The following is a 23,472-nucleotide window of genomic DNA, read 5'->3' on the forward strand; positions in this document are numbered from 1 at the left end:
CTTCTTGAAATGTATTTTTACTGAATAATATTTGGAACAAAAGAAGTTAAATACAGGGAGTTAAAACAAAAAAGCCCTAGCGAATGCTAAGACTTTTTGACTTCTCCAGTGATCCCACCTGGGCTCGAACCAGGGGAGGTAACTTATTAAAATCCAAATATTTATAATTATACCTAATTAATGGGTGTCCGAATTGTATGCCTTTTTCTATTAATTTTTTAGTTCCAGTAATTATAATTAAAAATTTCAAGAAAGTCGATAGTATATTTAAAATCCGCTCGGTTTATAAAAATTTCTAGGTCTTTTAAACTTGGAACAAAAACCTTCAAATGTTCTTCATTTTCATTCTCATCGTAATCCAAATAGTCTGTTAAAAAACAAACATATACATCAGCTCCAAAAGATTTGTTTTTAGAAATCCAATTTTTTAAATCGGAATCAGAATTTGCTATTTTGTGATAGTCAAGAACCTCTTGTTCAAAATATCTTTCATTTCTGTGAAATTTAGAAATCTTATCAAGTGTAACATATAAATCTAAAAATATACGGTCTTTACCTGACCTCCAAAATAGTGGTAAAATAATATCTGATAACTGTTTTTGCCCATCTGAATTTCGACTTCGCTCAAGATTGTAAATTGATTTATTTTTCTCTGTGTATTTTAAAAGCCACCACTGTATTTTATCCATAGAATAAATATGGTTTTGACTTAAGGCCTGAAAATCCTTAATCCAGTTCAAACCAAGCTCATTTTGTTAGTTTTAAAATCTCCCAATTAGTTGCCTTTATTATATTTGCCTGATTTCTTCACTTGACGTTTTCAAAATTTCTAGAATACATTGTTCATATTCCTTGATTGTATTTTCCCTTTCAATTACTATGGGATTATTGGAAAAAGCTATTATCGATTCTTTGATAGTTTTAAAAACAGCAACATAGTATAATATTTTAGGCTTTTCTATGGCCAAAAAAGGATTGTTTTCGGCTAATCTGAAATTTACAGGCCTCCTCCCAGTTCTCTTAAATGACAAATAATATAGTCCTTCAGCCAGTTTATCATATCCATTTTCAAGATAATTCGGGTCTCCAATCTTATTGCCGTAGACAATATCGGCTAAAATTAGAGCAGCCTCCTTTTCATCTTTACTAAGTTTATTCGGATCCTTTTTGAAAAAGTTTAAAATATTCATTATGATAAAATTTTAATGCGGTTATTCAACAATCCTAGTATTTGATAATCTTGGGGGAACATTTAGAATATCAAATTTAACTAGCCTCACCCTCATATAGCCGTTTCTGAAACCCTATAAAGGAATCCCTTATAGAAGTAATGTCCCCCAATTCCCGTTTGGCATCAGCAATAGCCCTGTATTTTAAAATTAATAATGGTGAAATTTTGGAATCATCCAGTTCCTCTACCCCATCTTTTACATACTGATCCAAAACGAAATTCAAAAACTCCTGTTGCTTTGGGTTGTAGTCATTTAGGTGGATTTTAGCACGATTGGCACGGATTGACCTTGATACCAACTTTTTCTCATAGGCTATATACTTAAGTACGTCATAAAGGTCACTATCTTCCCCGTGAACTAACTTCCTTAAATCTTCCAATTGGTCATGTGTATATCCCTTTTCGGAAAGTTCTTCCAATAATTTTCTTCGTGTGGATGGCAAACTCCATATTTTTCTTAACTCATCCTCATTTTTAAATAAAGTAGGAAGGTCTCCAAATAATTGTTTTACAAATTGTTCTGCCGAGATAGGTGTACCATTAGGGCTCCAAAATGAGGTCTTTACCATAGAATCCAACTCCCTAACTTTATTATCCGAAAGAGTAACCTTTATAATTTTTTTTGGAGGTTCATCACAAACGCATGGGTCATTATTGCATACCTCACAAAGTGCATCCGGTTCTTTGACACAGCCACATGGTTTGGGCTGCCCACATGTATTACATATTGCTTTACCTTTTTCCCTCTTTTCGTAGGGTTCCGGTTCCAAGGGTTCCCCGTCCCATTCCGGGTCCTTAAAGTGTTCGTGGGCCTTTACAAAATCAAAAAGGGTAAAATATTCCTTACCATCGAAAAGACGGGTTCCGCGTCCTACGATTTGCTTAAACTCGACCATGGATTTAACGGGCCTAAGCAAAACAATATTTCTTATTTCCGGTGCATCTACGCCCGTACTTAGTTTTTTGGAAGTGGTAAGTATGGTGGGAATACTCTTTTCGTTATCCTGAAAATCCCGTAGGTGCTTCTCCCCAACTTTATGGTCATCCGCTGTAACCCTATGGCAATAATTGGGGTTTTTGCTATCGGCATATTGGTTGATTAAATCCCGTATGGCTGCTGCGTGTATTTGGGTGGCACAAAAAACCAAAGTTTTCTGTTTTTGGTTTATTCGTTCCATGAACAGCTTAACCCTATATTCTTCACGTGCCTTAATTTCAATTATACGGTTAAAATCTGCCTCTGTATATTTTCTATCCGTTTCAATTTCGCCTTCTACATCGTCATCGTCCGTGAATTCATATTCATCTATTGTAGTACTTATTTGTTTTACTTTAAATGGAGTTAGGAATCCATCATTAATTCCCTGTTTAAGGGAATAGGTATATACAGGCTCTCCAAAATATTTATAGGTGTCGCCATTGACATCACGTCTAGGGGTTGCCGTTAGTCCCAATTGTACAGCAGGTCTAAAATATTCCATGATGGCACGCCAAGAGCTTTCATCATTGGCTCCTCCTCGATGACATTCGTCGATAATTATAAAGTCAAAAAAGTCCTTTTCATATTCCCCAAAGTAGGGGCTATCATTTGGCCCTGACATAAACGTCCGGAAGATGGTAAAAAAGATGCTTCCATTCTTGGGAATACGTCCCTTTTTCCGGATTTCACTTGGCTCAATCCTTACCTTGATATTCTCATCAATACTATCAAAAGCATTAAAGGAATTGAATGCTTGGTCAGCCAAAATGTTTCTATCAGCAAGAAATAGAATTCTTGGGCTACGCTGCCCATCCCTTTTTAAATTCCATTTTGCATGAAACAATTTCCATGCAATCCGGAAGGAAATAGCTGTTTTTCCAGTACCTGTTGCCAAGGTTAACAGTATTCTGCTCTTCTTCTCGGCAATGGCTTCCAAGACCTTGGTAATAGCATTGTTTTGGTAATACCGGGGTTGCCAAGTACCACTTCTATCCTCAAAGGGCACACTGAAAATACGTTCTTTCCAGTCTGAAATCTCGACTTTGTATTCTTCCTTAGGCGGTGGAAAGGTCATGTCCCAAAGCTCTTGGGGCGAAGGGAATTTGGAAACATCGCCCTCCGTGCCTTCCTCCATGTCCACGCCATAAATCTTTAGCCCATTGGTAGCATAGGAATATCTAATGTTCAAGCGTTCCGCATAGTCTTTGGCCTGACCTAGTCCCGAAGTGTAATACGCATCCCTCTTTTTGGCCTCAATAAGACCTAAATTCCTGTTTTTAAAGATGAGTACATAGTCTGCCCGAAGTTGCGAATAGTTACGGACTCCTGGCTTTTCCTTATTGGTTATTGGATATTGTTTAAAAATACGGGAACCCTCAACAGTGCCCCAGCCAGCCTCTCGTAAGGCAGGGTCTATATATTCAAATTCTGTTTGGGCTTCGTTCATTTATTGGGTGCTGGAGTTTCTCAATTTTTCCGTCAAATCTATACGTTTCATTATCCAATCCAATCCTATGTCATTTATATTCATGTTGTTTATCCTGTTGGTAAAATATGCCTCGAAAGTTGATTGGTCATAGTTTGTTGTCAAACTCAAGTTATATCTTGAATTTTCAATCCTAACTAATTCTCTAGGACTATGTACATCACCAAGATACTGACAATACGTATATAAAAATGTACCAAATACAAAGCTTAGATATCTTTTTTGTTCCTCTTCATTCCCTGGAAGTATTCTATACTCCTCTTCTAACTTTTTTACCAATTCATGAGGCTTAATGTCCTTACCCGCGATTTTCTGCAGCAAAGAAACATTAAAGCGTTTAAGCAAGATAATAACGACTGCAATCTCGGGGAAGGTAAACTGCTTCTCTCCAAAAGTGCTTACATAAATCTTTAAATGGGATATAATCTTTTCCAAATCCCTTAAGCTAGGCGACTTGCTTAGAATTAAAAAACGCATAGAGTTGACAAGGTCTTTAAACTCATATTGTAAATCACCAAGCCTTCTTTTTTCCTGTCTGTAGAAATCATGTATTCCGTAATATTCGAAATAGTAGCGAATCACTTCTTCATCGTTCGGTTTGGGAATTGTGTATTCCAAATCAATGAACCTCGTTAAATACTCCTTTGCGTCAAAGTTTTCGCTCCCATAGACCCCTTTAATTGCATAACAGAGTTGCTCTTTATCGATTGAAAGGACGAAAACAATACCGGGCACGTTAAAGAAATGTTTTATTTTTTCCGAATCTTAACGCTGTAATTAGGTCTGCACCTGTCCAATTCATCAATAAAGAAAACTATAGGTTTATCATCATCAACCCCCTCGGCGAATTTTTGTAGCGTTTCTCTAAATTCAAGGATGCCCTTTTTCCTTTCCTTTATTTCTTTTAAACTTGACTCAACTTCATCTGTAGTAAATTCAACACCAGCCTTAATTACTTCACTAATTGCTTCATCACCAACTAATTTCGCTGCCGCTCCTTTTATGGCTGCAGGAGCAACCTTACTCATAAATTTGGCAGTTTTCCCTACCAAATCATCAAAATTCCTTTTCGATTTGTCTCTCAACTCGCTTAGCTCAGAAATTAAGGCCAAAATAACCTCATCCTGAAAATCATTCTCCCACGCATTAAAATAAAGGGTGCTAAATTCTTCATTTTTAAGCTTCTGCTGCCACATCTTTATAAAAGTAGTCTTACCATGACCCCAACCATTATCAATGGCCAAAACAAAACCGTCAGAATAATTTTCTACGATATTGGTTAGCACATCAGCATATTGTTCCCTTTCCAGCTTACAGTTTAAAAAAGGATTGTCCTCTGGTATTTCCAAGGGTTTATGTGAAAGCCTTTTACTTTCCATAGCGCTCTTTTAATTGCTTTCTTACCTTTGCCCAAATGTCATTTCGGAATTGGACGCTATATGTGCGCCAGGGTGTGGTACACATCCAAACGGATATTCCCCAAAAAGTAAGCCCGTATAGCCATATACCTTTCTATTTCCCTTTTCATTTAGCACTACTTCCTTTTTTAGGTCATTAATGTGGCCTTTTTTCAATGGGTTCGGGTTGCCCATCATAATACACCATGAAGGTTTGACAAAATGCATGTATTCTTCAAATAAAGGAATACCGAGTTCCCAATCCGAATACACAAAACGCTTCATGTCCGGGCTTCTAAAAAAACATAGATTTGAATAGTTAAGGTCTTCTATCTCCACGTCAAAGTGTTCCCTAAAATAGTTTCTACTATGGGTAACAAACTTCCAGTTACGGCCCTTTTCCCTTCTATCCGGAGGGTACACCGTTTGTTGGTTTATGTCATTCCCGCCCCAATTTAAGCCAAATACCAAGCCTTCCCCTTTTTTTATGGGTGTTTCACAAATGGCGAAATTCCAGTTTTCATTGGGGTATTTTTTGTGGGTTTCCGAATTGGCAAACGCCCGTTTCGTCTTCTCCAACAATTTATAGAAAAAGGCTTCTTCCTCTGTTAGGTATGCGAGGTTTGTACTCATACCACAGGCTCTTTATTCGTTAACTCCCCTGAAAAGGCTTTTTGAAGGATAGATTTTTTTAGCTCTTCAAGGTTTTCCATTTTTTTTCGATAATGGTGAAATATCCTTTTAGTTTGGATATTCAAAGCGACCATATTTTTAACTAACTTCTTTTGTTCAAGAGTATTAGGAAAAGATATTTTTATTCTTCGTAAATCATCATTGTACAGTCTAGAAATTGTTGCGCCTTTAGATGGGTTCCAATCACATATACCATAAAATTGATATAAATACTCGTTCAATACCAAATCTTCATTGTTATCAATCCAAACGATATTTGAATCTTGAAAATATGCGGGTTCTCCATTATAAATAACCCTTCTTCCTATAGTTCCGGATGCAGAAATAAGAATATCTCCTTTTTTAGGGAATGGGTACTTTTCCTTAAACTCTTTGTATATTTCTTTATCTATAAATGCATTTGGTTTCTTCCCAAAAGTACCAATCTTATAAAAAGGTATGTCACCTGTTGGTGATGTTTGCTTTTTAAGAATCCTTTTACACATGGAGACTTTTCCGATTTCCCCCAACATCTTCTCCTCCCAATCCTCACCTTTCCCTTCGGCTCCGCTCAGGGCAGATCCACTAAAAATCTCATTGAGTTTGGATTGGAAGAGCTCCTTCGCATTCTCAATATTTTTCTCAATATTGGCTTTGGCTTGGTCTATGGCCTCAAAGGCTTCGTCTAAAATGGCTACGATTTGTTGTTGTTCTTGTAGGGACTGAGGGTAACTGATGTAAACATTATCAAAACTAGTGTTGTTGATTTGAGGAATGGAAGTACCGTTAGATAACTCCTGCAAGTCTATAGATTCAAACCAATAGTATAAATAATCTGAATTTAATTTGTCCGAAGGGGTTACAGCCATTGTGTTTAAATCAACGATTGTTGGCTTAATTATCCTGCGCTTTTTATTTGTGGCAATAGCTCCACCTCGTTTTGGGAAAATTACAGCTCCTAATGGAATAATTTGATTCTCATTTATATCTTTTTTGTCAACATATCTCGTTGATGTAGTAATAAACTCTTCATTTCCTTCAAGATTCATGTCTCCAACTTTGGTATATAAAATCTCCCCAAATTCTTTTTCAATAGTTTTTGAAACCGTTTTACCACTTTTGAAATGGGTTGCTTCCTTTAAAACTTCACTTATCCAGCCTTTTTTCATATCAATTCCCTGATTGATTGAAGAATAGTATTGGTTTCGGTATCCAAGGCTTCCATTTCGGCCAAGATTTCCTGCGGGCTACGTAAGGGGGCGTCTTCCGGGGTATTTGGGTTCTTTACGCTTAAATCATAGCCATCGGCTTCGCTAAGGGTACGCGCATCCAGGTTCCACGATTTTTCCGTTTCGGGTTTGGTTTCCTGTAGTTGTATGAATTCCTGCAAGTCGATATCATTCAAAGGATTCGTCTTGCCCATGTTCCTGCCGGAGTCCAGTTGGTAATACCAAATCTTTTTGGTAGGTTCCCCTTTTTCAAAAAACAGCACCACCGTTTTTACCCCGGCCCCCAAAAAGGTACCCCCGGGCATGTCCAACACGGTAAACAGGTTGCAGCTTTCCAACAGTAATTGGCGTAAGGCCACGGAAGCGTTATCGGTATTGCTCAAAAAAGTATTCTTGATGACAATGGCAGCCCTACCGCCCGTCTTTAGGCTTTTGATGAAGTGCTGTAAAAACAAGAATGCGGTTTCCCCTGTTTTGATGTCAAAATTCTGTTGTACCTCCTTACGTTCCTTCCCCCCAAATGGTGGATTTGCCAAAATAATGTGGTAGCGGTTCTTTTCCTGTATATCCCGAATGTTTTCCCCTAGCGTATTGGTATGAATGATATTTGGGGCCTCTATGCCGTGTAATATCATGTTCATAATACCAATGACGTAGGCAAGATTTTTTTTTTCCTTGCCATAAAAGGTGTCTTCCTGCAAGGTTTTAAGATTCTCCGTGGACCTTTCCATGCGCTCATACATATATTCGTATGCCTCACACAAAAATCCACAGGAACCTGCCGCACCGTCATAAATTTTTTCGCCAATCTGAGGTTTGAGAACTTCTATCATGGCCCTAATCAAAGGTCTTGGCGTATAGTACTGGCCTCCATTACGGCCCGCATTGCCCATGTTCTTTATCTTGGTCTCATACAGCTCGCTTAGTTCGTGTTTATCGGCAGAAGACCTAAAGGGCAATTCATCCGCATATTCCAAAATGTCCCTAAGGATATAGCCGCTCTGTATTTTATTCTTTAGTTCCGAGAAAATTTCCCCAATCTTATATTCTATAGTCTGTGGATTGTCTGCCGTTAGCTTAAAACCGGATAGGTAGGGGAACAGCTTTCCATCCACAAATTGAATCAAATCCGGATCTGTCATGGCCTTGTGGTTGTCCAGTTTACCATCGGCATCCTTGGGCATGGCCCATTTTGGCCATCTATACTCCTCATCCAAAATATATTGATACTCCTCTCCTTTTAAAGCAGCCTCATCAGCCTTGTCCTGCTCCAATTCATCCAAATAGCGCAGGAACATCACCCAAGATGTCTGTCCTATGTAATCCAGTTCACTATCCGCACCGCTATCCTTATAAAGGAGGTCATCAATATTTTTAAAGGTGTTTTCGAACATATATTTTATTTTCTTTTAATAATTACTAAACTCATTATTGAAACGCTCCCATACTATATAGCCTGACAATTCCGAGAAAATTCAATATCTATTTCCGTGCTAATCAGCTCCAAGTTCTACGATAAAGCTAACCATTGAGTAAAATTATGGTCTTCATACCTCCATATTTCGCGCAAGGGCACCTTACTAATACGTCCTAGTTCCAAATTAATCTTATGATTTATGGGGGAGGTTAATTTGATACCCCAAAATAGGAAACCTTTTTTGGAAAATCCTTGTTAAAAAAAAATTCTTACGGATTTTAAGATTTGTAGTGTTGTTACTCTTTCATTACAAAGGGCAGCTGAATTGCTGCCCTTAAACTACTATTGGTCTAAAAATCAAATTGGATTTGTTGGCCCATGTTCCTTTTACGTCTTTCCTTTTTTTCTTCATGAGAGCTTGGATGTTCCCGAATCCTTAGACTCTCTGGAAATTCCTTAATATTTCCTCCGTCTTTATCCAAAAGCCCCAACTTTTTAGCCTGATAGGTGCCAAGTTGTTTCATAAAAACCCGAACATTATTTTCCTTGGCTTTATGTGCTAAATCCACTGCCCATGATAGCTCCATTTTGCGGTATTTGAATTTACCTTCATCATTTCCACTTTCGCCCCCAATGATAATCCAATCCAACTCGGACATTGTTGAATTCCAAGTTATGGGGCCCAATAAGGGTTCGAAGCTAACAAAGGTAGTGCAGGGCAAACCCTTTAAATATTCAATCCTATGTACATACTCTTGGCTTTCCACTGAAACGCCCATCCACACATTTTTATAGGTCTTGAAACTATAAGGTAAATTATCTCGGATTCTTTCCGGACGTTTCGTCAAAACCTGATATGTATGGTATGGTGTCCGCTTAATTATGCCCCAAGCTTCGTCTCTCCATTGGTCGGCCTCGGGCACAAACCAATCCGACCATGAGCAGGTGAATATTAATCTTGGTTCTTTAAACGACAAAGGGTCTTTAAATTTAGTCTTACTTCTCGACACCACACTGGCATCCACATGTTGTCTATCGCGGTACATGTAACAATACTTACAACCAGGGCTAACCTTTTGACATCCGTACCATGGGTTCCAAGAATCATCCGCCCATTCTATTTTAGTATTCTCCATGGTCAAGATTTGTAAGTTCAACATCTTCATATTTCCATCGAAATCCTCCGGACTGCTCCCTTTCGCCCCGGCAACAACGGGATATACAGGTTTTTGAAATCCCCGTGGCCAAACTTGCAGTTGCCACCGAGTCAAAAACGGCAATAACACTACCGGGGAGGGTGAATTGGATTACCTTTTTCTTTCTTCCATCGTACCTTCCTTCATACAAATCGGATTTTTTATAACTCCAATAATAACCCTTGTAAGTTCTATTGTAATCCAAGCATGCATTGCTAATGGAAGTCCTTTTTCCTCCAACTTCCCCGGCAGCTTCCTCCAAACTAATAAACGATTGCAAGTATTCCCTTTCCAAACTATATTGATGAACACTTTTTTGAATACCACCTCCATGGTCTTGGTTGAAACCATTTTCATAGCTTTTATACTCAAACACAAAATTGGTCTCCTTTCGAGCCAATTCATCGTTTGTATTGGCAGTGTCAATTTGCTCCCACTTAAAGGCATCTCGCCCATAGGTGGCAATTGCTTCTTGAAAATAGGATCCCACGCCCTTCTCCGCCTTTTGTTCATGGTCCTTTTTTCGTTCTTCCACACTTCTTCCCGTAGCACCTATATATACTTCATTGGTTACTGTACAGGTGACTTTATAAATGATTTTTTTAGGCTTCATCTTTAGATATTTAAAGACAGGATGGATAGGTGGTTTAATACAAACTATGATATAAGTAATAGAGTTAGAAAAAAAGCACCTATCCGTCTTGTCGGTTATAGTTGTTTTCTTATTACTAAATACTTTTTGTTTTGTTTTTGAAAACCCTTAGATGATAGGGCTTTACCCATTTCTATTGGGGATAATTCTTTTGAAGGCTTTTCTTCAAGCAGTGTTTTGATTATCTCAATTAGTTCAGTGGCACTAAACCTTTCTAGCTTGGTATCAGCAGTTTTAGGAACCTCAAAAAATCGGTCTAGTGTATATTCTTCAAAGGAAACCTGTCGAAAATTCTCATTAGATTTATTTACCCTTTCTATTTCAACATCATCGAACCAATACTGAAAACCAGTTTGATATAAATTATATCCTTGTGCGAATAACTCATTTTTATTCGAATAATCACTGAAATCAAACTTTAATGCCTCCACTACAAGAAACCTTCTATTACCAGTGATATCCGCTAATATGTCATTATTATTTGTACTCCCTATAAATGAAGCTCTCCTAATAAAACTCTCGGAAAAAACTCCGTAGGGCCTTCTTATTTGGATAATAGACTTGGTTAGCAAATCCTTGAACATATCGGTTTGAGATTTACTGAATGAGCCTATCTCCTCCATATTTATCAGAATTTTCTCTGATAATAATATTATGCTGTCTTTATTGTTTGGGTTGATTTTACCGGAATAGATATAATCATCTAACCCGTCTCGGAAGAATTTTTTCAATAAAAGTGGATTTACCAATACCTTGAGCCCCTACGAATATTAGAGCACAATGGTTGAGAGCTTCATCTTCAATAGCACATGCTATCATTGCTACGAACCATTTTTTGAAGACCCAATGAAAATAGTTGTCGTCTGTAGTTTTTACTTTTTTGCAAAACTCCTCTATATAGTCTTTTTTACCATCCCATATGGGTAGGTTTTCAAAATACTCTTGTATTGGATTGAATTTTGGAACGAAATTGGAAGTCAATAAATTTTTTAGCTCTGATATATTGAAATTTATATTCTTATGGCTCAATTCCCTGCAAATTGAATGAAAATCGTATTCAGATAACAGTTTATAATCATCAATTTCTTCCTGTTTACAAAAAAAGGTTCTTTGGGTTAAAAGATTGTATTTAAATCGATACTTACGATTCAAATAGTCTTCAATGTAGTTTAAATTACTCATAATGAATATTATATATTATGAGCTAAACTACTTAATAATCAATGTTTTATATATCTTTATATTAAGTCATCTGTGTACTGCTTACTACACAACTTTCCCAAATAAATGTTGCAAAAAAACAATTATCCTTTTGGAATTTGATTTAAAATCTTTTTAAAGTCCACTAGTATTTTTTCCAGTTTAGGATTGAGACTATGATGAGCAGTACTATTTAAACTATTGGACAGTGAATTAGTAGCACTTGTAATTACTTTAAATTCGTTTTTTGAACCGACTTGACTTTGGAAATGTTGTTCAATTATATTTGCAATCTCTTTCTTTGACAATTTTTTGTCGAAAATACCATGCTCATTAAAAAATAGCATTAGATGACAAATGTCTTTAATCCCTAAACGCAATTTTATTTTAGACTCTGAATCAAAAACAAAGTTGGTATTAACGTTTTGGTCAATAAATTCTAAACACTCCCTTAAGGATTCTAACAAATTTGGCTTCACCTTCGGAGGTAAGTGTTTTACCCCTTTTGCTTTTATTAATGATAAATTGATAGCCTCTAATTCGGATTCCTTAAGATTTAAAATAGCCGTATCCCCTAAATTTTGAATATTTTGATACTTTGATAGTATTTCTCGTTGTACTCTTAATTTAGTCTTTTCTATTAATGGTAGTAAAAAATCATCAACTAATTCCTTTTGCACCTCCTCCTGGTGGTGTGTCGGCAAATGGTGGATTGGGAACAGCATCCAAATCAAATTCAAGGACAGAAATTGAACCCTCTTCGTCTAAATCTGCTTCTAGGAAACCGAGTATATTACATTTATAAAAAGGTCTTTTTAAACTCCTATAGGAGTGAAGTTCTAAAAAATCATTAAATCCAACACTCGGAAAATTGACGTAATATTTGTTCATAAAAAATCTAATTCGTTTTCAGTGCTTTTGTTTAACATGGACTAAAACGTCTCAAAAGAATTAGTAACAAAATACAACATAAAGTCCACTTCAATTATCCAGTTTAAATTAGGAAAATTGAAATCACATGTGAGTCAAAATATCAAAATAAAAGTACTGGTAGGCTTTCCCATTGATACCAAAAACGGTTTTACCATTTGTAGCAAGTTTTACCCAATCTACCTTGGCGTACTGACCTTTTTTTAACTTTCCAACATCTACTTCCGCTTTTACACAAAAAGGGCAGTAGAGGGGCTTAACCCTGCCATACCAGGTAATAACAAGTATGCTTTTTGGTGAGCAATAGTCAAACAGCTCTACATTTTCTTTTCCGTCCATAAACAAAAGGTTAGACCCAAACCGAATTGGCTTGGGTTATTTAGCTATGATATTAAAATGGGAAGTAAACCGGGAAAATGGGAATTCAAATATAACTATGGCCTTTCGCCCTAGTAATCACTTTCCCAACCTTAAATTTCTATTTCGCCTTCCCGGCATTATTCTACAAAGTATTCACAATGTTACTTTTTGATAAGGATTGCTTTTGGTTTGCCGAATTGACATTATCTGCAAAGTCCCTTAATTTTCTTCCTGTAGCCATGTTAATAACAAATTCTCGGTTTATTGTTAAACAACCCTGTCCTATCCTTCGAAGCTTTTACCAAATGTTGAGCATTGATTAATTCGAAATTCACGGTGAGCTCATATTCGAATCCTTCCCTTGTAATTTCCTTAGTGCCATGTTTTATAACCATTGTCCTTCCATATTCATTCGTTCCTATAGAGTAATCTGTTTTTCTGCGAACAGTTGTAATTATGTGACATTTACTTCCTAGAATAGCATCTAAAAACGATTGGTATTTGGGTGTAACCTTTGCCCAATCTTGAAACCTGCCTCCCAATTCTTGGTGTATATTCAAACAACCTCCCTTGCCCATCCACATTTGTGAGATTCCATCGACTATTATTACTTCCATTCCTTCATTTTCACAAATGGTTATGGCCTCAATATATCTGCCAGGGCTAAACGGAGGTTCTAAATGCAAAACTTTAAAAGGTCCTAAGGAATTATATAAATGTGAACTGCCATTTTCGGTGTCGATAATGGCCACCTTAGATGCATCACTTGCTAATCCCATTGCCATAAGAAGTGCGGAATAGGTTTTTCCAAATCCACTTGCTCCGGATATACCAATTCTTAATTTTATGTCCTCTCTTTTTGCTGTACTGAGTTTCATCTTATACGTATTAAAAGGTTAATCTTAATTTGATTATATAACTAACAAGGGGCCTTGAAAGCCCCTTGTTTAATGATGTTTTAATAAACCTCAGATTCCTCTATGACATTTTCGGAAACCTTTTCCAATGTATTGTCTTGATACTCCCACCTGTGTTTTAGTTGAATGGTTTCACCTGTTTCCGGAATAGTGTAGTTGAAAGGTTCTGTCTCAACTTTAACGATTTGACCCGGAAACTGCATTCCCTTTATTTGTTGACAGGTCTCTTCATCAAAAGTTGTGGATACTGTACAGGATTTTGCCGTAAAGTACATTTTACCCGTTGTTTCACTTTTAACTGGGACTACATTACCGTGAAGAACCAGTACATAAAATTCTTTTCCTTCCTTTGTTTCTCTTTTTTTGTAATCTTTTACCGTTACCATGGTTTAAAATAGTTTAGATTAAACATGGCGGGGGCACTTCCCCCACCCTTGACTTGGGGAGGGGTGCATTGGTAATTACCAGGCGTTCGGTAAGAGGGTAGAAATTTTAAAAAATAAAATTTTTTTAAAAAATTAAATAATTTCCTCGCCGTGGTAGAGGATACATTCCCTTAGAGTGTCAAAAGTCTTTTTTGAATGAAAACCTTGGGCATTTATTCTTCTATAAAATTCGGGCTCTGTATCTAACCACTCGTATACAGCATAGGGCTTACCTACGCTGTTTTTGTAAACAACGCAGGTATAAAATAAAGCCTCCTTATTTGAAAAGCCATAAGTAATTTCAAAAAAATCGGTAGTTTCAGTCTTAAAAGTATCCTCCATTATTTGGCTTAAAAAGTTGAAAGTAAGAAATATTGTATTCACTTGTTGATATTGAATTATGACCACATTGGTATGTATTCTTATTGCTATTGCTTTAATATGTTTCGCAATTCTTAATGACCATAAGAACACTAGAAAAACTAATCGCTTTGGAATAAAAGGGGATTCAAATGATGACGGTACTACAAAAAACTCTAGTATAAAAATTGATAATCCTACTGTCGCTAAGCAAAAAGCTAGAGAAGATATTAAATACTACGAAACCCAGCGCTGGATTGATGAGACAATCAGTTTTTTAGACAAAAAGCAAAGTCTTGAGGATTTATTAATACTTAAAGAGGTTGCTGAAATAAATTACGGCGATTTGTTGAACTGTTTTGAATGGAAATTTCAAAGATTAGAAATTTTATGGCGGGATAGTTACAAGTGCCACAAATGCGGTAAAAGGGATTTACACAATCATGTTCATCATATGCAATACATAAAAAATCAATTACCATGGGAAATAGATGGAAAATATCTTCAAACACTCTGCCGTAAATGCCATGTGCAGGTACATAAGGAACAAGAGATTCCTATATATTCTTTTTCGAATGGACAGAAAATAAAAATTTCAAACTACTTTAATGTTTGCCGGAGGTGTGAAGGGACGGGTTACATACCGCAGTACAGCCATATCCAAAATGGAGTATGTTTTAAATGTCAAGGAAATAGTGTAGATAGAACGATTTTTAGTGATATTTTAAATGACCATTTAAAAACTAATCAGAAATTTAAAGAGTCTCTTAAAAGAGCCAAGTACAAAGATTTTCTTAGAAATATTAAAACCTCCGAGTTTGCCGCGAAATTCTGCAATGTTGAAGCCTATGAAAAAAAAACTGACCCTTCAAAATGGGAAGATTATGCAGATGATGACCTTCCCTTTTAAATTTAATTTAATTTCCCTTTTAGCCTCGAAATTTCCGCACCTACTCTCTTTTGAACTACTTTCCCATAGTAATTACGGGTTATTTTAATACTGGAATGACCTAGCAATTCACTTACTATTTCCATGGGAACATCATTATAAAGCAATACAGTTGACGCGAATGTTTTTCTTGCCGTATGGTGCGTTATTCTCTTTCTAACACATACAATATCAGCAATTTCTTTTAAATAAGAGTTGATTTTTTGATTGCTATACCTAGGAAGTAAAAAATCATCCAAGCCCTCATACTTTTTTAATATTCCAATGGCCTTCGGCAACAAGGGAATAGATATTTCCTTATTTGTCTTTTTACGATTCATCTTAATCCAAAGATTCCCATCAAAACCCTTTACAATGTGCTCCTTTTTAAGATTTGACATCTCATTATAGGCAAGGCCGGTATAACAACAGAAAACAAATAGGTCCCTTACTACTCCCAATCTAATTTGGGCGAAATTATGACCCTCAAAGACTTTAAGTTCCTCGGTAGATAAAAACACAACTTCTTTCTTTATCCTTCCCGGCAAATATCCCGCAAATGGGTCTTTTACCAAGATACCCTCATTAACGGCTTCCCGGATTGGCTTACGTAACCTCTGAATGGTCTTGTTGATAGTCACCTGTTTCTGGTGTAGTTCCGTCTTTAGATAGTACTCGAAATCCTTGGCATGCTGGAGCTTCAAATGACTAAGTTGAATATCCCTCTTCTTAAACTTCCAATTAATAAAAGAAGCAAACTGTATTTTGGCATATCTAAATTTTTTCCAAGTAGCCAATTGGATATCTATACCGATTAATTTTTCCTTTTTCTGAAGAAATTTGGTAAAGTACTCTAGAGTATTTATCTCCGCTTCTAAGGATTCTCCGAAATAAGTTTTGAATATGTCCTCCACGCGAAACTCAAAATGGGACACCTGAAGTTCAAGAAATGACCTTTGAAGCTTAGACTTTATAATTTCTAATTGTATGTTCTTCTGCCTATTCTTTTGGTCAGTTTGGTCTATTTTCTGTCGTTTTGCATGCCACTCATTTGAATTGACAAAAATCCCGGTAGAAAATTCCTTTCGCTCCTTTAAATAAGTGATTCTGCACTTAATTGGACATAATCCATTCTTGTTTGTTTTCGCCTTATTTAAATAAAATAATACGGTTAACGCATTTTGATTCATTACCAATTGAATTAAATTAAACAATTGGCATACAATTCAGATAAAAGTGGGACACCTTGGAATTAAATTGGGTACCCGAATTGGACACCTCGAAATCCCTATTTCGTAGTAAATTGGATTGATGGGGATATCAAAGAAATTACTCAAAAGCCCCGAAAACAAAGGGATAAAACAAAAAATCCAACCTAAACAAATAGACTGGATTTATTAAGAAGTGATCCCACCTGGGCTCGAACCAGGACTCCCTGATTATGAGTCAGTCTCTTTATGGTCTCAAATGGTTTTATATGTCTTGAAACGCCCATTTATGGGGTTTTTAATTATCTTTAAATTCGTTTTAAACCATTCAAAACCAAAAAAAGCACGCTGAAAGCACGCTGAAAAAAATTAAACAATAATCTCTTTTTCTTATGGCAACAATTAAGGTCACCTTCGATAGACGCGCCTCTAACACAGTTAAAGGTAAAAAATTTCCTTTGGTACTACGTATCAGCCATAACCGAAAAACACGCGACATTCCTTTCAATTTGCACTTAAAGGAGAATCAATATGATTTTACCACAGGTAAAATTAAAGGCGTTATGAGCGCTGTGCGCCACACTAAAAGGACAATTAAGATATATTCAGATGTGGATTTATGGCTAGATGAGCACGCTGGAGAAATAAAAAATTGGGAAATGAATCGCCTAAAATCAGAAATCGAACAACGATTCTTTAAAAAATCGCAATCCCGCACCATTTTAAATCATGGTGCAAAATATTTGAACCGCCTGCGTATTGAAGGAAGGTTTTCAACTGCAAGTTCTTATGAGGATGCCTTAAAATCCCTAATTAAATATAGGAGGCATTTAAGAGGTTTGGCGGATTCTAAAATCAAATCCTTATTTGAAATCAAGGATGATAAAATGATACCTTTAGAGGAATTCAAGGATTTCGACATGGAGATCAAGGCCATCGATTATGGTTTCTCGAAAGACTTCAAAGCTTACCTATTAAATCGTTACACCTCAAAAAATACTCCGGCCATATTTCTTCGAAGTCTACAGGCCATTATGAACGATGCAAGGAAAACCTATGAAGATTTGAAAGACCACAAGCCTTTGTCGAATATTAGTAAGAAAAGTCACGCAAACGCTCCCTCACCCATCGATTTGCAGGATATCCAAAAAATCAGGAAGTTAGAGTTGCCACCATTTACCCCTATTTGGGACAATCGCAACTATCTACTGTTCATGTTCAATAATATGGGTATGAACTTTTTTGATATGGCCATTTTAAAACGCTTTCAATTTGAGGATAACCGTATCAAATATTTTCGCAAAAAAACGCACTATGAAGGTGATTATTTTAGTGTCCTACAGAACGCTGAGTCTTTGGAAATTATCAACCACTATTTAAACGGTCAGGACGATAATGAGTATCTTTTTCCGATTATCCCAAATAATACTTCACCTGAACGTTTATACAAGGTCAATAAAGGAAAGATTAAAATTTTCAATAAGTACGCTGGAAAAATTGCAGCGCTTGCTGGCATCGATAAAAAAATTACTACCTACACATTACGAGATACTTGGACAAATATTGGGTTGGACATGGGAATCGATATACGGAAGATTTCCTCAGGCCTAGGGCACTCAAGTGTTCAAGTTACCGAAAAACACTACGGCAGAAGCGTTTCGGAGAAAATCCTAGATGAAATAAATGCCAAAATCACAAAAGCGTAATATTCCTATCCATAAAATGGACAACTTACTTTTTCATTTGACCTAAGATACTTTGATGATTCCTTTACATTTTATGCTGTGATTTCTAGTCCAAAAGAAAAAACTCACGAGAAGTCGAATCAAATAAGTATACTTTATCAAATCATTTAATTGATATACTTTTTCGAACAAGTTGGTCAAACCTAAAACTTGACGATTTATGACCTTTTCCTGCTTCTATCAAAAGCCATTTCTCATCTACTAAATTTTCATATGCATTAACTAATTTGGATTTTCTATCAATAATCTTCTGTATTTCCTTTATATCGGCAAATTCGACACGATGCTCCTATCCATTGCCAAAGACTATTATCTGTATCATTGGAGACACTGATTTTGTTGAAATACTCATTTTCTATTTTATTCCTTTTAGTTGAGACGTAGAACTTTCTATCCTTGTTGACAGCATAAATATCATAAACCGTATCGTGCAACAAATCCACAAAATATGATTTCGAATAAGTTTTAACATCCATCTTTTGTTGGGTATAATGAAAATAAACGTTCAAAGCTTCATTGTTATTTTTTTTGAATTTGTTCTCGGCACCATTTAATACCTCCTTCCTGAATTCCTCGATTTTCTTCAGCTTGGAATTTAGATATTTAGTATGTTCGACTGAAATTTTTTTATTTGGGCATGTCAATATAAAATCAGGTGTTTCCATCTCATCAATATCAACAATAGTTGTCTTAAGCATAGTGTACTTTAAAAACTCATCCAAAATATACCTCTCTATTTTCTTTTGTTTTATACTGGTCATATTATGTTTTGTATTATAAATAACTACATTTTTTTCTCCCTAACCACAAAAAGTAACCATCATAGCCAAAGTATTTTCATTTTCGATATGCCCTTTTGCCGCTAAAATGAAATTCCCCGATTCTTCCTTCTCTTTGTATAGTCAGTCAACTCATCCTTAAACCCGTTGTAATCTTCTTGGTTCCCTGTTGGTTTGTCCAATAGCGAGCCGATAGCATAAACACCCTTTCTCAATAGTCGGTTTTGTTTGAAGGTGTTTTTACTTGCTATCCGCTCCTGTATGGCTTTACGAAGCCCTTTATCCATGTGATGTATAGTTGCTTTCCTGTCAAGGTTAGGATATACGCTTTCATTTGTCAGCATGTAAGCGACCCTATCGTAGTGGCCCAGTTCCATCAAATGACCGGCCCATAGATTCTTGAGGTTGTCCCTTCTATTTTTGATGAGATTTTCCAAAACCGGTTGCTGTTGCTTTAAGGTCGTTTCCAAATCTGGGATGGAACCTAAATAAAGGTTTGTTCTTTTTGGCATCTTGTAACTTGAGTTTATGTTGGTGTAAATCGACTTTATGTTGATACCGCTTTCTCCTTTCTCAAAATAGAATCCCTTGGCATTGAAAAAAGCGATGTAGTCCTTTGGGGATTTCTCGAACGATGCATGCATCCGTTCGGCATGTTTGAGGTAAGCGCCTAAAGCAAGTCTTTCGTATCGCTGTCTATAATCTGAATTCATACGTTTGAACAGTCCTGGAAAGACCATCGGAAGAAAAAAGGAGATGGCCGTTTGCTTGGATACATTGTCAACATCCTGCTTTATCATCATTTCTAACATGAGATGGTTCTGTCGGACAAATCCATTTGATACATGCTCCTCCATTTTTTTTGGAAAGGGAAGATTTCCCAAGGGAACAGGAAGGGAATATTTTTCCGAATCGTTGAACAGTAGTTTGTTGTTCCGGTATTTCACACCCAAGGCCTGGAACAGGTGCCTAACGCTACCATCCGTTGCCCCTACATTGAAAACGCCTTTTCTCAATACATCCCCTATCAAATCGAACTTTCCCTGTAGGGCTTCCTTTTCCTTTATGGTTTCCGTGTCATGTATTCTTTGTTGGATTTTGGGAAAGGTTTCTTGTAGGTTTTTCCTAAATAGATGTTTCTGCTCGCTTGACATATATTTTTCAAGGAAGCGGTGCTTTTCCGATTCCATTAGGATTGGAACGATGTCCGTAAAACTGAGTGTTTCGATATGTTCCGATAGCAATCCCTTTTTCTGTTTTGATTTCAAGTATGATGTTCGAATCGCTTCCCTTATCAATTTTTGCATTTCTATTAGGAACTGTTTGCTATGAATGTTTATTTCGGTCCATGCATCGCCATTGCCGAAAATATCCAACCGCTTCTGCATGCTTAGATGTTTGCCCAGTTCCTTTTCCCTGAAGACATATCCTGATTTGTCGTAGATGGTATACCCTTCAATGGTATCCCTCTTTATATCAAGTTCGATATCCATGCCCTTATATTCCTTGAGCACTTCCTTGAGGTCGTGCGGTCGGATGGTCTTGAATAAATCGTAGGTCGTCCCTATTTGTTTCAAAAGCCGCTTCCGGTGCATCGGCAACAGCTTGGACCTTTTATGACTGTCGAAGATCCTTTGGAGTTTCGGGCCGCTCATTTGTCGGTGTATCCGGGAACCATTGATAAATCGGGTTCGGTATCCTTGTCGGTTGTCCAGTCCAAAGGCTACCCCTGCCCTTCCCGTTGTGCTTTGGGTCTGTCTGACCTCAATATGATAGGGCTTTACAAGTCGGGCCAGCTCCTCGAAACTCCTGACCTTATATCTCTGTAGGATGCGGTTCAATACGTCCTGTATGTAGTATCGTGTTCCTTGGATATCATCGTTGTTGGTTCTCGTTTCCGGTAATCTGAAAATCGGGAGTTGCTTCTCCTGTTTTGTCCTTGGGACAGGTTCAAGATTATATTTAGTTTCCGGATAACCTGTGGTGGCCATGCTCCTTCTCTTGCTATTGTAGAGACTTAGAACCTGTCCCTTGTCATTGACATTGGTGGTTAAGATATGCACATGTTCATGTTTGGTATCGTTGTGTCTTACGACCATGAAGGGCTGTTCCCCATAGCCCATCTTTTCCATATATTCCTTGGAGATTTCAAAAAAGGTACTGTCATCGACATGCTCGTCGTGGGGCAGGTTCAGGCTGATATGGGCATAGCGGTTCTTCGTCGCGTTGCGCTGTCCCTGAAAATGGAGCAGGCTCCCGAAAAACTTCGGGGGGATATCCTGGGAAAAAGTATTCCCATAACCGAGGACCTGCATGCCCTCCTTGCCGAGGATATAGTCCAAGGTTCCCCTGCAGGTCTGTCCGTAAATTATCTTGGCTATCATATCTATTATGCTTTCATCGTTATTTCCAATAGTTCGTACAGCAGTTCGTTGGTCCTATTGATGTCAGCATCTAGATTTCCATTTGGATTTATGAGGTTTTTATGGTGGGCCAACTTTACCAACTGGTTGATGTTGTTCCCTATCCTGTTGATATGGTAGGCAAGCTCCAAAGTATCGGGCAATCTTTCCTTCTCTTCTGTTTTGCCGTTCAGGATCAATCTTCGAAGCAATGGACCGAGGGTTCCTCTTTGGCAAATGTCCAAATTGTAGCTTTCGCAAATGGCCCTCAGTTTTTCATATTCGGCATCGTTGAACCTAAGCATTACGTTGTGGTAACGCTTCTTGTTCCCCAATCGTTTCCTTCCCCTTTTTCTAGGTTTCATTTTAGATGCTCATTTTAGCAGAACACTTCGCCGAAGTAGCCGATTCTAAGTTACTTAGAATACACCTCGCTATCCGTTACACGGATAAATATAACGGGAGAATATTTAATATAACCAATTTATTTTCAATTATTTATGATGTTGAATCATATGAAACCACATAGGGACAAATGGGATCAAACCGATGTTTTATATGGCCTTAACTGGGATGTCGAAATCCTGAAAAAATCCGTTGATGACGGTTTTGTGGGTAGGGGAAGGAAAGGTCAAGGGGCGTTCTACGCCGCTTGTACTTTTGGGCGACCGAGGGGGTCGGGCGGCCTGTAGCGGAAGGACGACCGTTGCGGACCGGCGAAGCGTGTCCGCATGGGAGAATTGGAGCAGGAGGTCCCGCCGACTTCCGCAGGGGAGGATATAATTTAGTAAACCCGTATAAACTCCAATAATCTATTATTGATGTTAACCAAATTGCAATAATTATTTTTAAATATAAGACATTTTGAAGGATACCATCCTAGAATAGGATGATTAGCTAAACCTATAAAAAGACCACGAATACAAAGCTTTGTTCAAAGAAATACCTTCTAGATTATAGTATAACTTAAAGGGCCTGTTTTTCAATACTAAAATTACATTTTTGAGGATTCATAAACAGAGTAATCTTTTCTTTTGAAAGAAAAGGGTTTGCTCCCTCACAACTAGCTACCATTGCACCAACTGCACATCCATAATCCAACGCCTTTTGCGATCCTTGTTCACTGAAAAGTTTAAACAAGAGAGATGCCAAGAAAGAATCCCCGGAACCAACTGTATCAACTACCTTTATTCTATAGCCACTATTGTAATAAAAGCATTTATTTTGATATAGTGTTGCACCATAAGCGCCTTTTGTTACACATATAGTTTTCGTATTAGTCTTAGTCGCAACATAAACTATGGTTTGTTCCAAAGAGTTGTATTTTGACCCTAATAAAGTTGCAATTTCGAAAAGCTCATCATCGTTAAACTTAATGAAATTAGCTTCCATCATTAAATCAACCAACAGCCTGGGATTATAATGGGGAAACCTAAGATTTGCATCCAGTACTTTATAACGAGCTTGTTTTAATAATCCTTTCAGAGTAGACCTAGAAACATCATCTCTACATACCAGTGTTCCGAATACAAAGAAATTAGAATCCCTAACCAATTTAGCATATTTATCTAAAAAAGGAATTTTATCCCAAGCTACAGGATAGGGGATATCATAAGAAGCCACTCCCTTATCATTCAAGCCCACATTTACCACCCCAGTCGGAAAATCCCCATGCTTGTAAATACAACTAGTATCTATTCCCGAATTGTTTAGATGGTTCATAATTTTTTTTCCTCTTTCGTCGTCACCAATACTACTTACAATCGATACATCCACACCAAAAGATTGTAACCTTAGAGAAACATTTAAGGGAGCTCCCCCAATTTTAGAATAAGTTGGAAAACTATCAAAAAGGACTTCTCCAAAACATACTGCTTTCATTTTGTGCACTGATTTTTTCATTTATTTTCAATTATCCTGTAATAAAAAGGCACGGGAAAGATTTTCCAGTGCCTTTCA

The 23,472-nt window shown here is 37.1% G+C and carries 25 protein-coding genes; 2 read left to right on the forward strand and 23 right to left on the reverse strand.

Going from position 1 to position 23,472, the window contains the following annotated elements; all coding sequences use genetic code 11:
- Positions 1–218: 218 nt before the first annotated feature.
- The 18 genes from NYZ99_RS19485 to NYZ99_RS19570 all read right to left on the reverse strand — a co-directional run bounded on the left by NYZ99_RS19485 (position 219) and on the right by NYZ99_RS19570 (position 14,433).
- Positions 219–740, reverse strand: coding sequence for a hypothetical protein (locus NYZ99_RS19485; RefSeq protein WP_260572745.1), 522 nt, complete (start codon positions 738–740; stop codon positions 219–221).
- 48 nt (positions 741–788) lie between these two features.
- Positions 789–1,190 (reverse strand): hypothetical protein, encoded by a 402-nt coding sequence (locus NYZ99_RS19490; RefSeq protein WP_260572746.1) that lies wholly within the window; start codon positions 1,188–1,190, stop codon positions 789–791.
- Between the two features lie 76 nt (positions 1,191–1,266).
- Complete coding sequence (gene hsdR / locus NYZ99_RS19495; RefSeq protein WP_260572747.1) at positions 1,267–3,657, reverse strand: EcoAI/FtnUII family type I restriction enzme subunit R; 2,391 nt, start codon at positions 3,655–3,657, stop codon at positions 1,267–1,269.
- Positions 3,658–4,431: a P-loop NTPase family protein gene (locus tag NYZ99_RS19500; protein ID WP_260572748.1), complete on the reverse strand. Its 774-nt coding sequence runs from the start codon at positions 4,429–4,431 to the stop codon at positions 3,658–3,660.
- Positions 4,432–4,445: 14 nt separating this feature from the next.
- Positions 4,446–5,075 carry a KAP family P-loop NTPase fold protein gene (locus NYZ99_RS19505; RefSeq protein ID WP_260572749.1) on the reverse strand — a complete coding sequence of 210 codons (630 nt, stop codon included), beginning with the start codon at positions 5,073–5,075 and terminating at the stop codon, positions 4,446–4,448.
- A 21-nt stretch (positions 5,076–5,096) separates the two neighbouring features.
- Positions 5,097–5,726: a hypothetical protein gene (locus NYZ99_RS19510; RefSeq protein ID WP_260572750.1), complete on the reverse strand. Its 630-nt coding sequence runs from the start codon at positions 5,724–5,726 to the stop codon at positions 5,097–5,099.
- Positions 5,723–6,934, reverse strand: a complete 1,212-nt coding sequence (locus NYZ99_RS19515; RefSeq protein WP_260572751.1) for a restriction endonuclease subunit S — start codon at positions 6,932–6,934, stop codon at positions 5,723–5,725. Before NYZ99_RS19515 ends, NYZ99_RS19510 begins: the two co-directional genes overlap by 4 nt.
- Positions 6,931–8,388, reverse strand: coding sequence for a class I SAM-dependent DNA methyltransferase (locus NYZ99_RS19520; RefSeq protein WP_260572752.1), 1,458 nt, complete (start codon positions 8,386–8,388; stop codon positions 6,931–6,933). The genes NYZ99_RS19515 and NYZ99_RS19520 overlap by 4 nt, the downstream gene beginning before the upstream one ends.
- 373 nt (positions 8,389–8,761) lie before the next feature.
- Complete coding sequence (locus tag NYZ99_RS19525) at positions 8,762–9,547, reverse strand: phage Gp37/Gp68 family protein (RefSeq protein WP_260572753.1); 786 nt, start codon at positions 9,545–9,547, stop codon at positions 8,762–8,764.
- The gene (locus NYZ99_RS19530) at positions 9,534–10,220 is read right to left on the reverse strand and encodes an NUMOD1 domain-containing DNA-binding protein (RefSeq protein WP_260572754.1); all 687 of its coding nucleotides are present in this window, start codon (positions 10,218–10,220) and stop codon (positions 9,534–9,536) included. The genes NYZ99_RS19525 and NYZ99_RS19530 overlap by 14 nt, the downstream gene beginning before the upstream one ends.
- Before the next feature lie 95 nt (positions 10,221–10,315).
- Positions 10,316–10,990: a virulence-associated E family protein gene (locus NYZ99_RS19535; RefSeq protein ID WP_260572755.1), complete on the reverse strand. Its 675-nt coding sequence runs from the start codon at positions 10,988–10,990 to the stop codon at positions 10,316–10,318.
- Entirely contained in the window at positions 10,959–11,441 is a 483-nt protein-coding gene (locus tag NYZ99_RS19540; RefSeq protein WP_260572756.1) for a virulence-associated E family protein, read from the reverse strand. Before NYZ99_RS19540 ends, NYZ99_RS19535 begins: the two co-directional genes overlap by 32 nt.
- 122 nt (positions 11,442–11,563) lie before the next feature.
- On the reverse strand, positions 11,564–12,139 hold the full coding sequence (locus tag NYZ99_RS19545) for a hypothetical protein (RefSeq protein WP_260572757.1): 576 nt from the start codon (positions 12,137–12,139) through the stop codon (positions 11,564–11,566).
- Positions 12,120–12,350, reverse strand: a complete 231-nt coding sequence (locus tag NYZ99_RS19550) for a hypothetical protein (RefSeq protein ID WP_260572758.1) — start codon at positions 12,348–12,350, stop codon at positions 12,120–12,122. The genes NYZ99_RS19545 and NYZ99_RS19550 overlap by 20 nt, the downstream gene beginning before the upstream one ends.
- Before the next feature lie 123 nt (positions 12,351–12,473).
- A complete protein-coding gene (locus NYZ99_RS19555) occupies positions 12,474–12,728 on the reverse strand; it encodes a hypothetical protein (RefSeq protein ID WP_260572759.1) in 255 nt (84 codons plus the stop codon).
- Positions 12,729–12,991: 263 nt separating this feature from the next.
- Complete coding sequence (locus tag NYZ99_RS19560) at positions 12,992–13,627, reverse strand: AAA family ATPase (protein ID WP_260572760.1); 636 nt, start codon at positions 13,625–13,627, stop codon at positions 12,992–12,994.
- An 80-nt stretch (positions 13,628–13,707) separates the two neighbouring features.
- The gene (locus tag NYZ99_RS19565) at positions 13,708–14,052 is read right to left on the reverse strand and encodes a hypothetical protein (protein WP_260572761.1); all 345 of its coding nucleotides are present in this window, start codon (positions 14,050–14,052) and stop codon (positions 13,708–13,710) included.
- A 132-nt stretch (positions 14,053–14,184) separates the two neighbouring features.
- Positions 14,185–14,433, reverse strand: coding sequence for a hypothetical protein (locus NYZ99_RS19570; protein ID WP_260572762.1), 249 nt, complete (start codon positions 14,431–14,433; stop codon positions 14,185–14,187).
- Between the two features lie 58 nt (positions 14,434–14,491).
- Here NYZ99_RS19570 and NYZ99_RS19575 point away from each other — a divergent pair, with 58 nt between their 5' ends.
- On the forward strand, positions 14,492–15,361 hold the full coding sequence (locus NYZ99_RS19575; RefSeq protein WP_260572763.1) for an HNH endonuclease: 870 nt from the start codon (positions 14,492–14,494) through the stop codon (positions 15,359–15,361).
- Positions 15,362–15,363: 2 nt separating this feature from the next.
- Here the strand turns inward: NYZ99_RS19575 and NYZ99_RS19580 are convergent, their stop codons facing one another.
- Complete coding sequence (locus NYZ99_RS19580; RefSeq protein WP_260572764.1) at positions 15,364–16,569, reverse strand: site-specific integrase; 1,206 nt, start codon at positions 16,567–16,569, stop codon at positions 15,364–15,366.
- Positions 16,570–16,979: 410 nt separating this feature from the next.
- On the opposite strand from NYZ99_RS19580, the gene NYZ99_RS19585 reads away from it, so the two are divergent.
- Entirely contained in the window at positions 16,980–18,293 is a 1,314-nt protein-coding gene (locus NYZ99_RS19585) for a site-specific integrase (protein WP_260572765.1), read from the forward strand.
- A 278-nt stretch (positions 18,294–18,571) separates the two neighbouring features.
- On the opposite strand, the gene NYZ99_RS19590 is transcribed toward NYZ99_RS19585, so the two are convergent.
- The 4 genes from NYZ99_RS19590 to NYZ99_RS19605 form a co-directional block, all read right to left on the reverse strand.
- Positions 18,572–19,093 carry a hypothetical protein gene (locus NYZ99_RS19590; protein ID WP_260572766.1) on the reverse strand — a complete coding sequence of 174 codons (522 nt, stop codon included), beginning with the start codon at positions 19,091–19,093 and terminating at the stop codon, positions 18,572–18,574.
- 101 nt (positions 19,094–19,194) lie between these two features.
- Positions 19,195–21,495, reverse strand: a complete 2,301-nt coding sequence (locus NYZ99_RS19595) for a relaxase/mobilization nuclease domain-containing protein (RefSeq protein WP_260572767.1) — start codon at positions 21,493–21,495, stop codon at positions 19,195–19,197.
- A 5-nt stretch (positions 21,496–21,500) separates the two neighbouring features.
- The gene (locus NYZ99_RS19600) at positions 21,501–21,878 is read right to left on the reverse strand and encodes a MobC family plasmid mobilization relaxosome protein (RefSeq protein WP_260572768.1); all 378 of its coding nucleotides are present in this window, start codon (positions 21,876–21,878) and stop codon (positions 21,501–21,503) included.
- 601 nt (positions 21,879–22,479) lie between these two features.
- Positions 22,480–23,415 carry a carbohydrate kinase family protein gene (locus NYZ99_RS19605; RefSeq protein WP_260572769.1) on the reverse strand — a complete coding sequence of 312 codons (936 nt, stop codon included), beginning with the start codon at positions 23,413–23,415 and terminating at the stop codon, positions 22,480–22,482.
- Between the last annotated feature and the right edge of the window lie 57 nt (positions 23,416–23,472).

The organism is Maribacter litopenaei (assembly GCF_025244665.1).
Classification (GTDB): Bacteria; Bacteroidota; Bacteroidia; order Flavobacteriales; family Flavobacteriaceae; genus Maribacter; species Maribacter litopenaei.

Coding starts and splice junctions, on each gene's coding strand:
- NYZ99_RS19490 (WP_260572746.1), bottom strand. CDS start 1,190: ATGAATATTTTAAACTTTTTCAAAAAGGATCCGAATAAACTTAGTAAA.
- hsdR (WP_260572747.1), bottom strand. CDS start 3,657: ATGAACGAAGCCCAAACAGAATTTGAATATATAGACCCTGCCTTACGA.
- NYZ99_RS19505 (WP_260572749.1), bottom strand. CDS start 5,075: ATGGAAAGTAAAAGGCTTTCACATAAACCCTTGGAAATACCAGAGGAC.
- NYZ99_RS19510 (WP_260572750.1), bottom strand. CDS start 5,726: ATGAGTACAAACCTCGCATACCTAACAGAGGAAGAAGCCTTTTTCTAT.
- NYZ99_RS19515 (WP_260572751.1), bottom strand. CDS start 6,934: ATGAAAAAAGGCTGGATAAGTGAAGTTTTAAAGGAAGCAACCCATTTC.
- NYZ99_RS19520 (WP_260572752.1), bottom strand. CDS start 8,388: ATGTTCGAAAACACCTTTAAAAATATTGATGACCTCCTTTATAAGGAT.
- NYZ99_RS19525 (WP_260572753.1), bottom strand. CDS start 9,547: ATGGAGAATACTAAAATAGAATGGGCGGATGATTCTTGGAACCCATGG.
- NYZ99_RS19530 (WP_260572754.1), bottom strand. CDS start 10,220: ATGAAGCCTAAAAAAATCATTTATAAAGTCACCTGTACAGTAACCAAT.
- NYZ99_RS19540 (WP_260572756.1), bottom strand. CDS start 11,441: ATGAGTAATTTAAACTACATTGAAGACTATTTGAATCGTAAGTATCGA.
- NYZ99_RS19550 (WP_260572758.1), bottom strand. CDS start 12,350: ATGAACAAATATTACGTCAATTTTCCGAGTGTTGGATTTAATGATTTT.
- NYZ99_RS19555 (WP_260572759.1), bottom strand. CDS start 12,728: ATGGACGGAAAAGAAAATGTAGAGCTGTTTGACTATTGCTCACCAAAA.
- NYZ99_RS19560 (WP_260572760.1), bottom strand. CDS start 13,627: ATGAAACTCAGTACAGCAAAAAGAGAGGACATAAAATTAAGAATTGGT.
- NYZ99_RS19565 (WP_260572761.1), bottom strand. CDS start 14,052: ATGGTAACGGTAAAAGATTACAAAAAAAGAGAAACAAAGGAAGGAAAA.
- NYZ99_RS19570 (WP_260572762.1), bottom strand. CDS start 14,433: ATGGAGGATACTTTTAAGACTGAAACTACCGATTTTTTTGAAATTACT.
- NYZ99_RS19575 (WP_260572763.1), top strand. CDS start 14,492: ATGACCACATTGGTATGTATTCTTATTGCTATTGCTTTAATATGTTTC.
- NYZ99_RS19580 (WP_260572764.1), bottom strand. CDS start 16,569: ATGAATCAAAATGCGTTAACCGTATTATTTTATTTAAATAAGGCGAAA.
- NYZ99_RS19585 (WP_260572765.1), top strand. CDS start 16,980: ATGGCAACAATTAAGGTCACCTTCGATAGACGCGCCTCTAACACAGTT.
- NYZ99_RS19590 (WP_260572766.1), bottom strand. CDS start 19,093: ATGACCAGTATAAAACAAAAGAAAATAGAGAGGTATATTTTGGATGAG.
- NYZ99_RS19595 (WP_260572767.1), bottom strand. CDS start 21,495: ATGATAGCCAAGATAATTTACGGACAGACCTGCAGGGGAACCTTGGAC.
- NYZ99_RS19600 (WP_260572768.1), bottom strand. CDS start 21,878: ATGAAACCTAGAAAAAGGGGAAGGAAACGATTGGGGAACAAGAAGCGT.
- NYZ99_RS19605 (WP_260572769.1), bottom strand. CDS start 23,415: ATGAAAAAATCAGTGCACAAAATGAAAGCAGTATGTTTTGGAGAAGTC.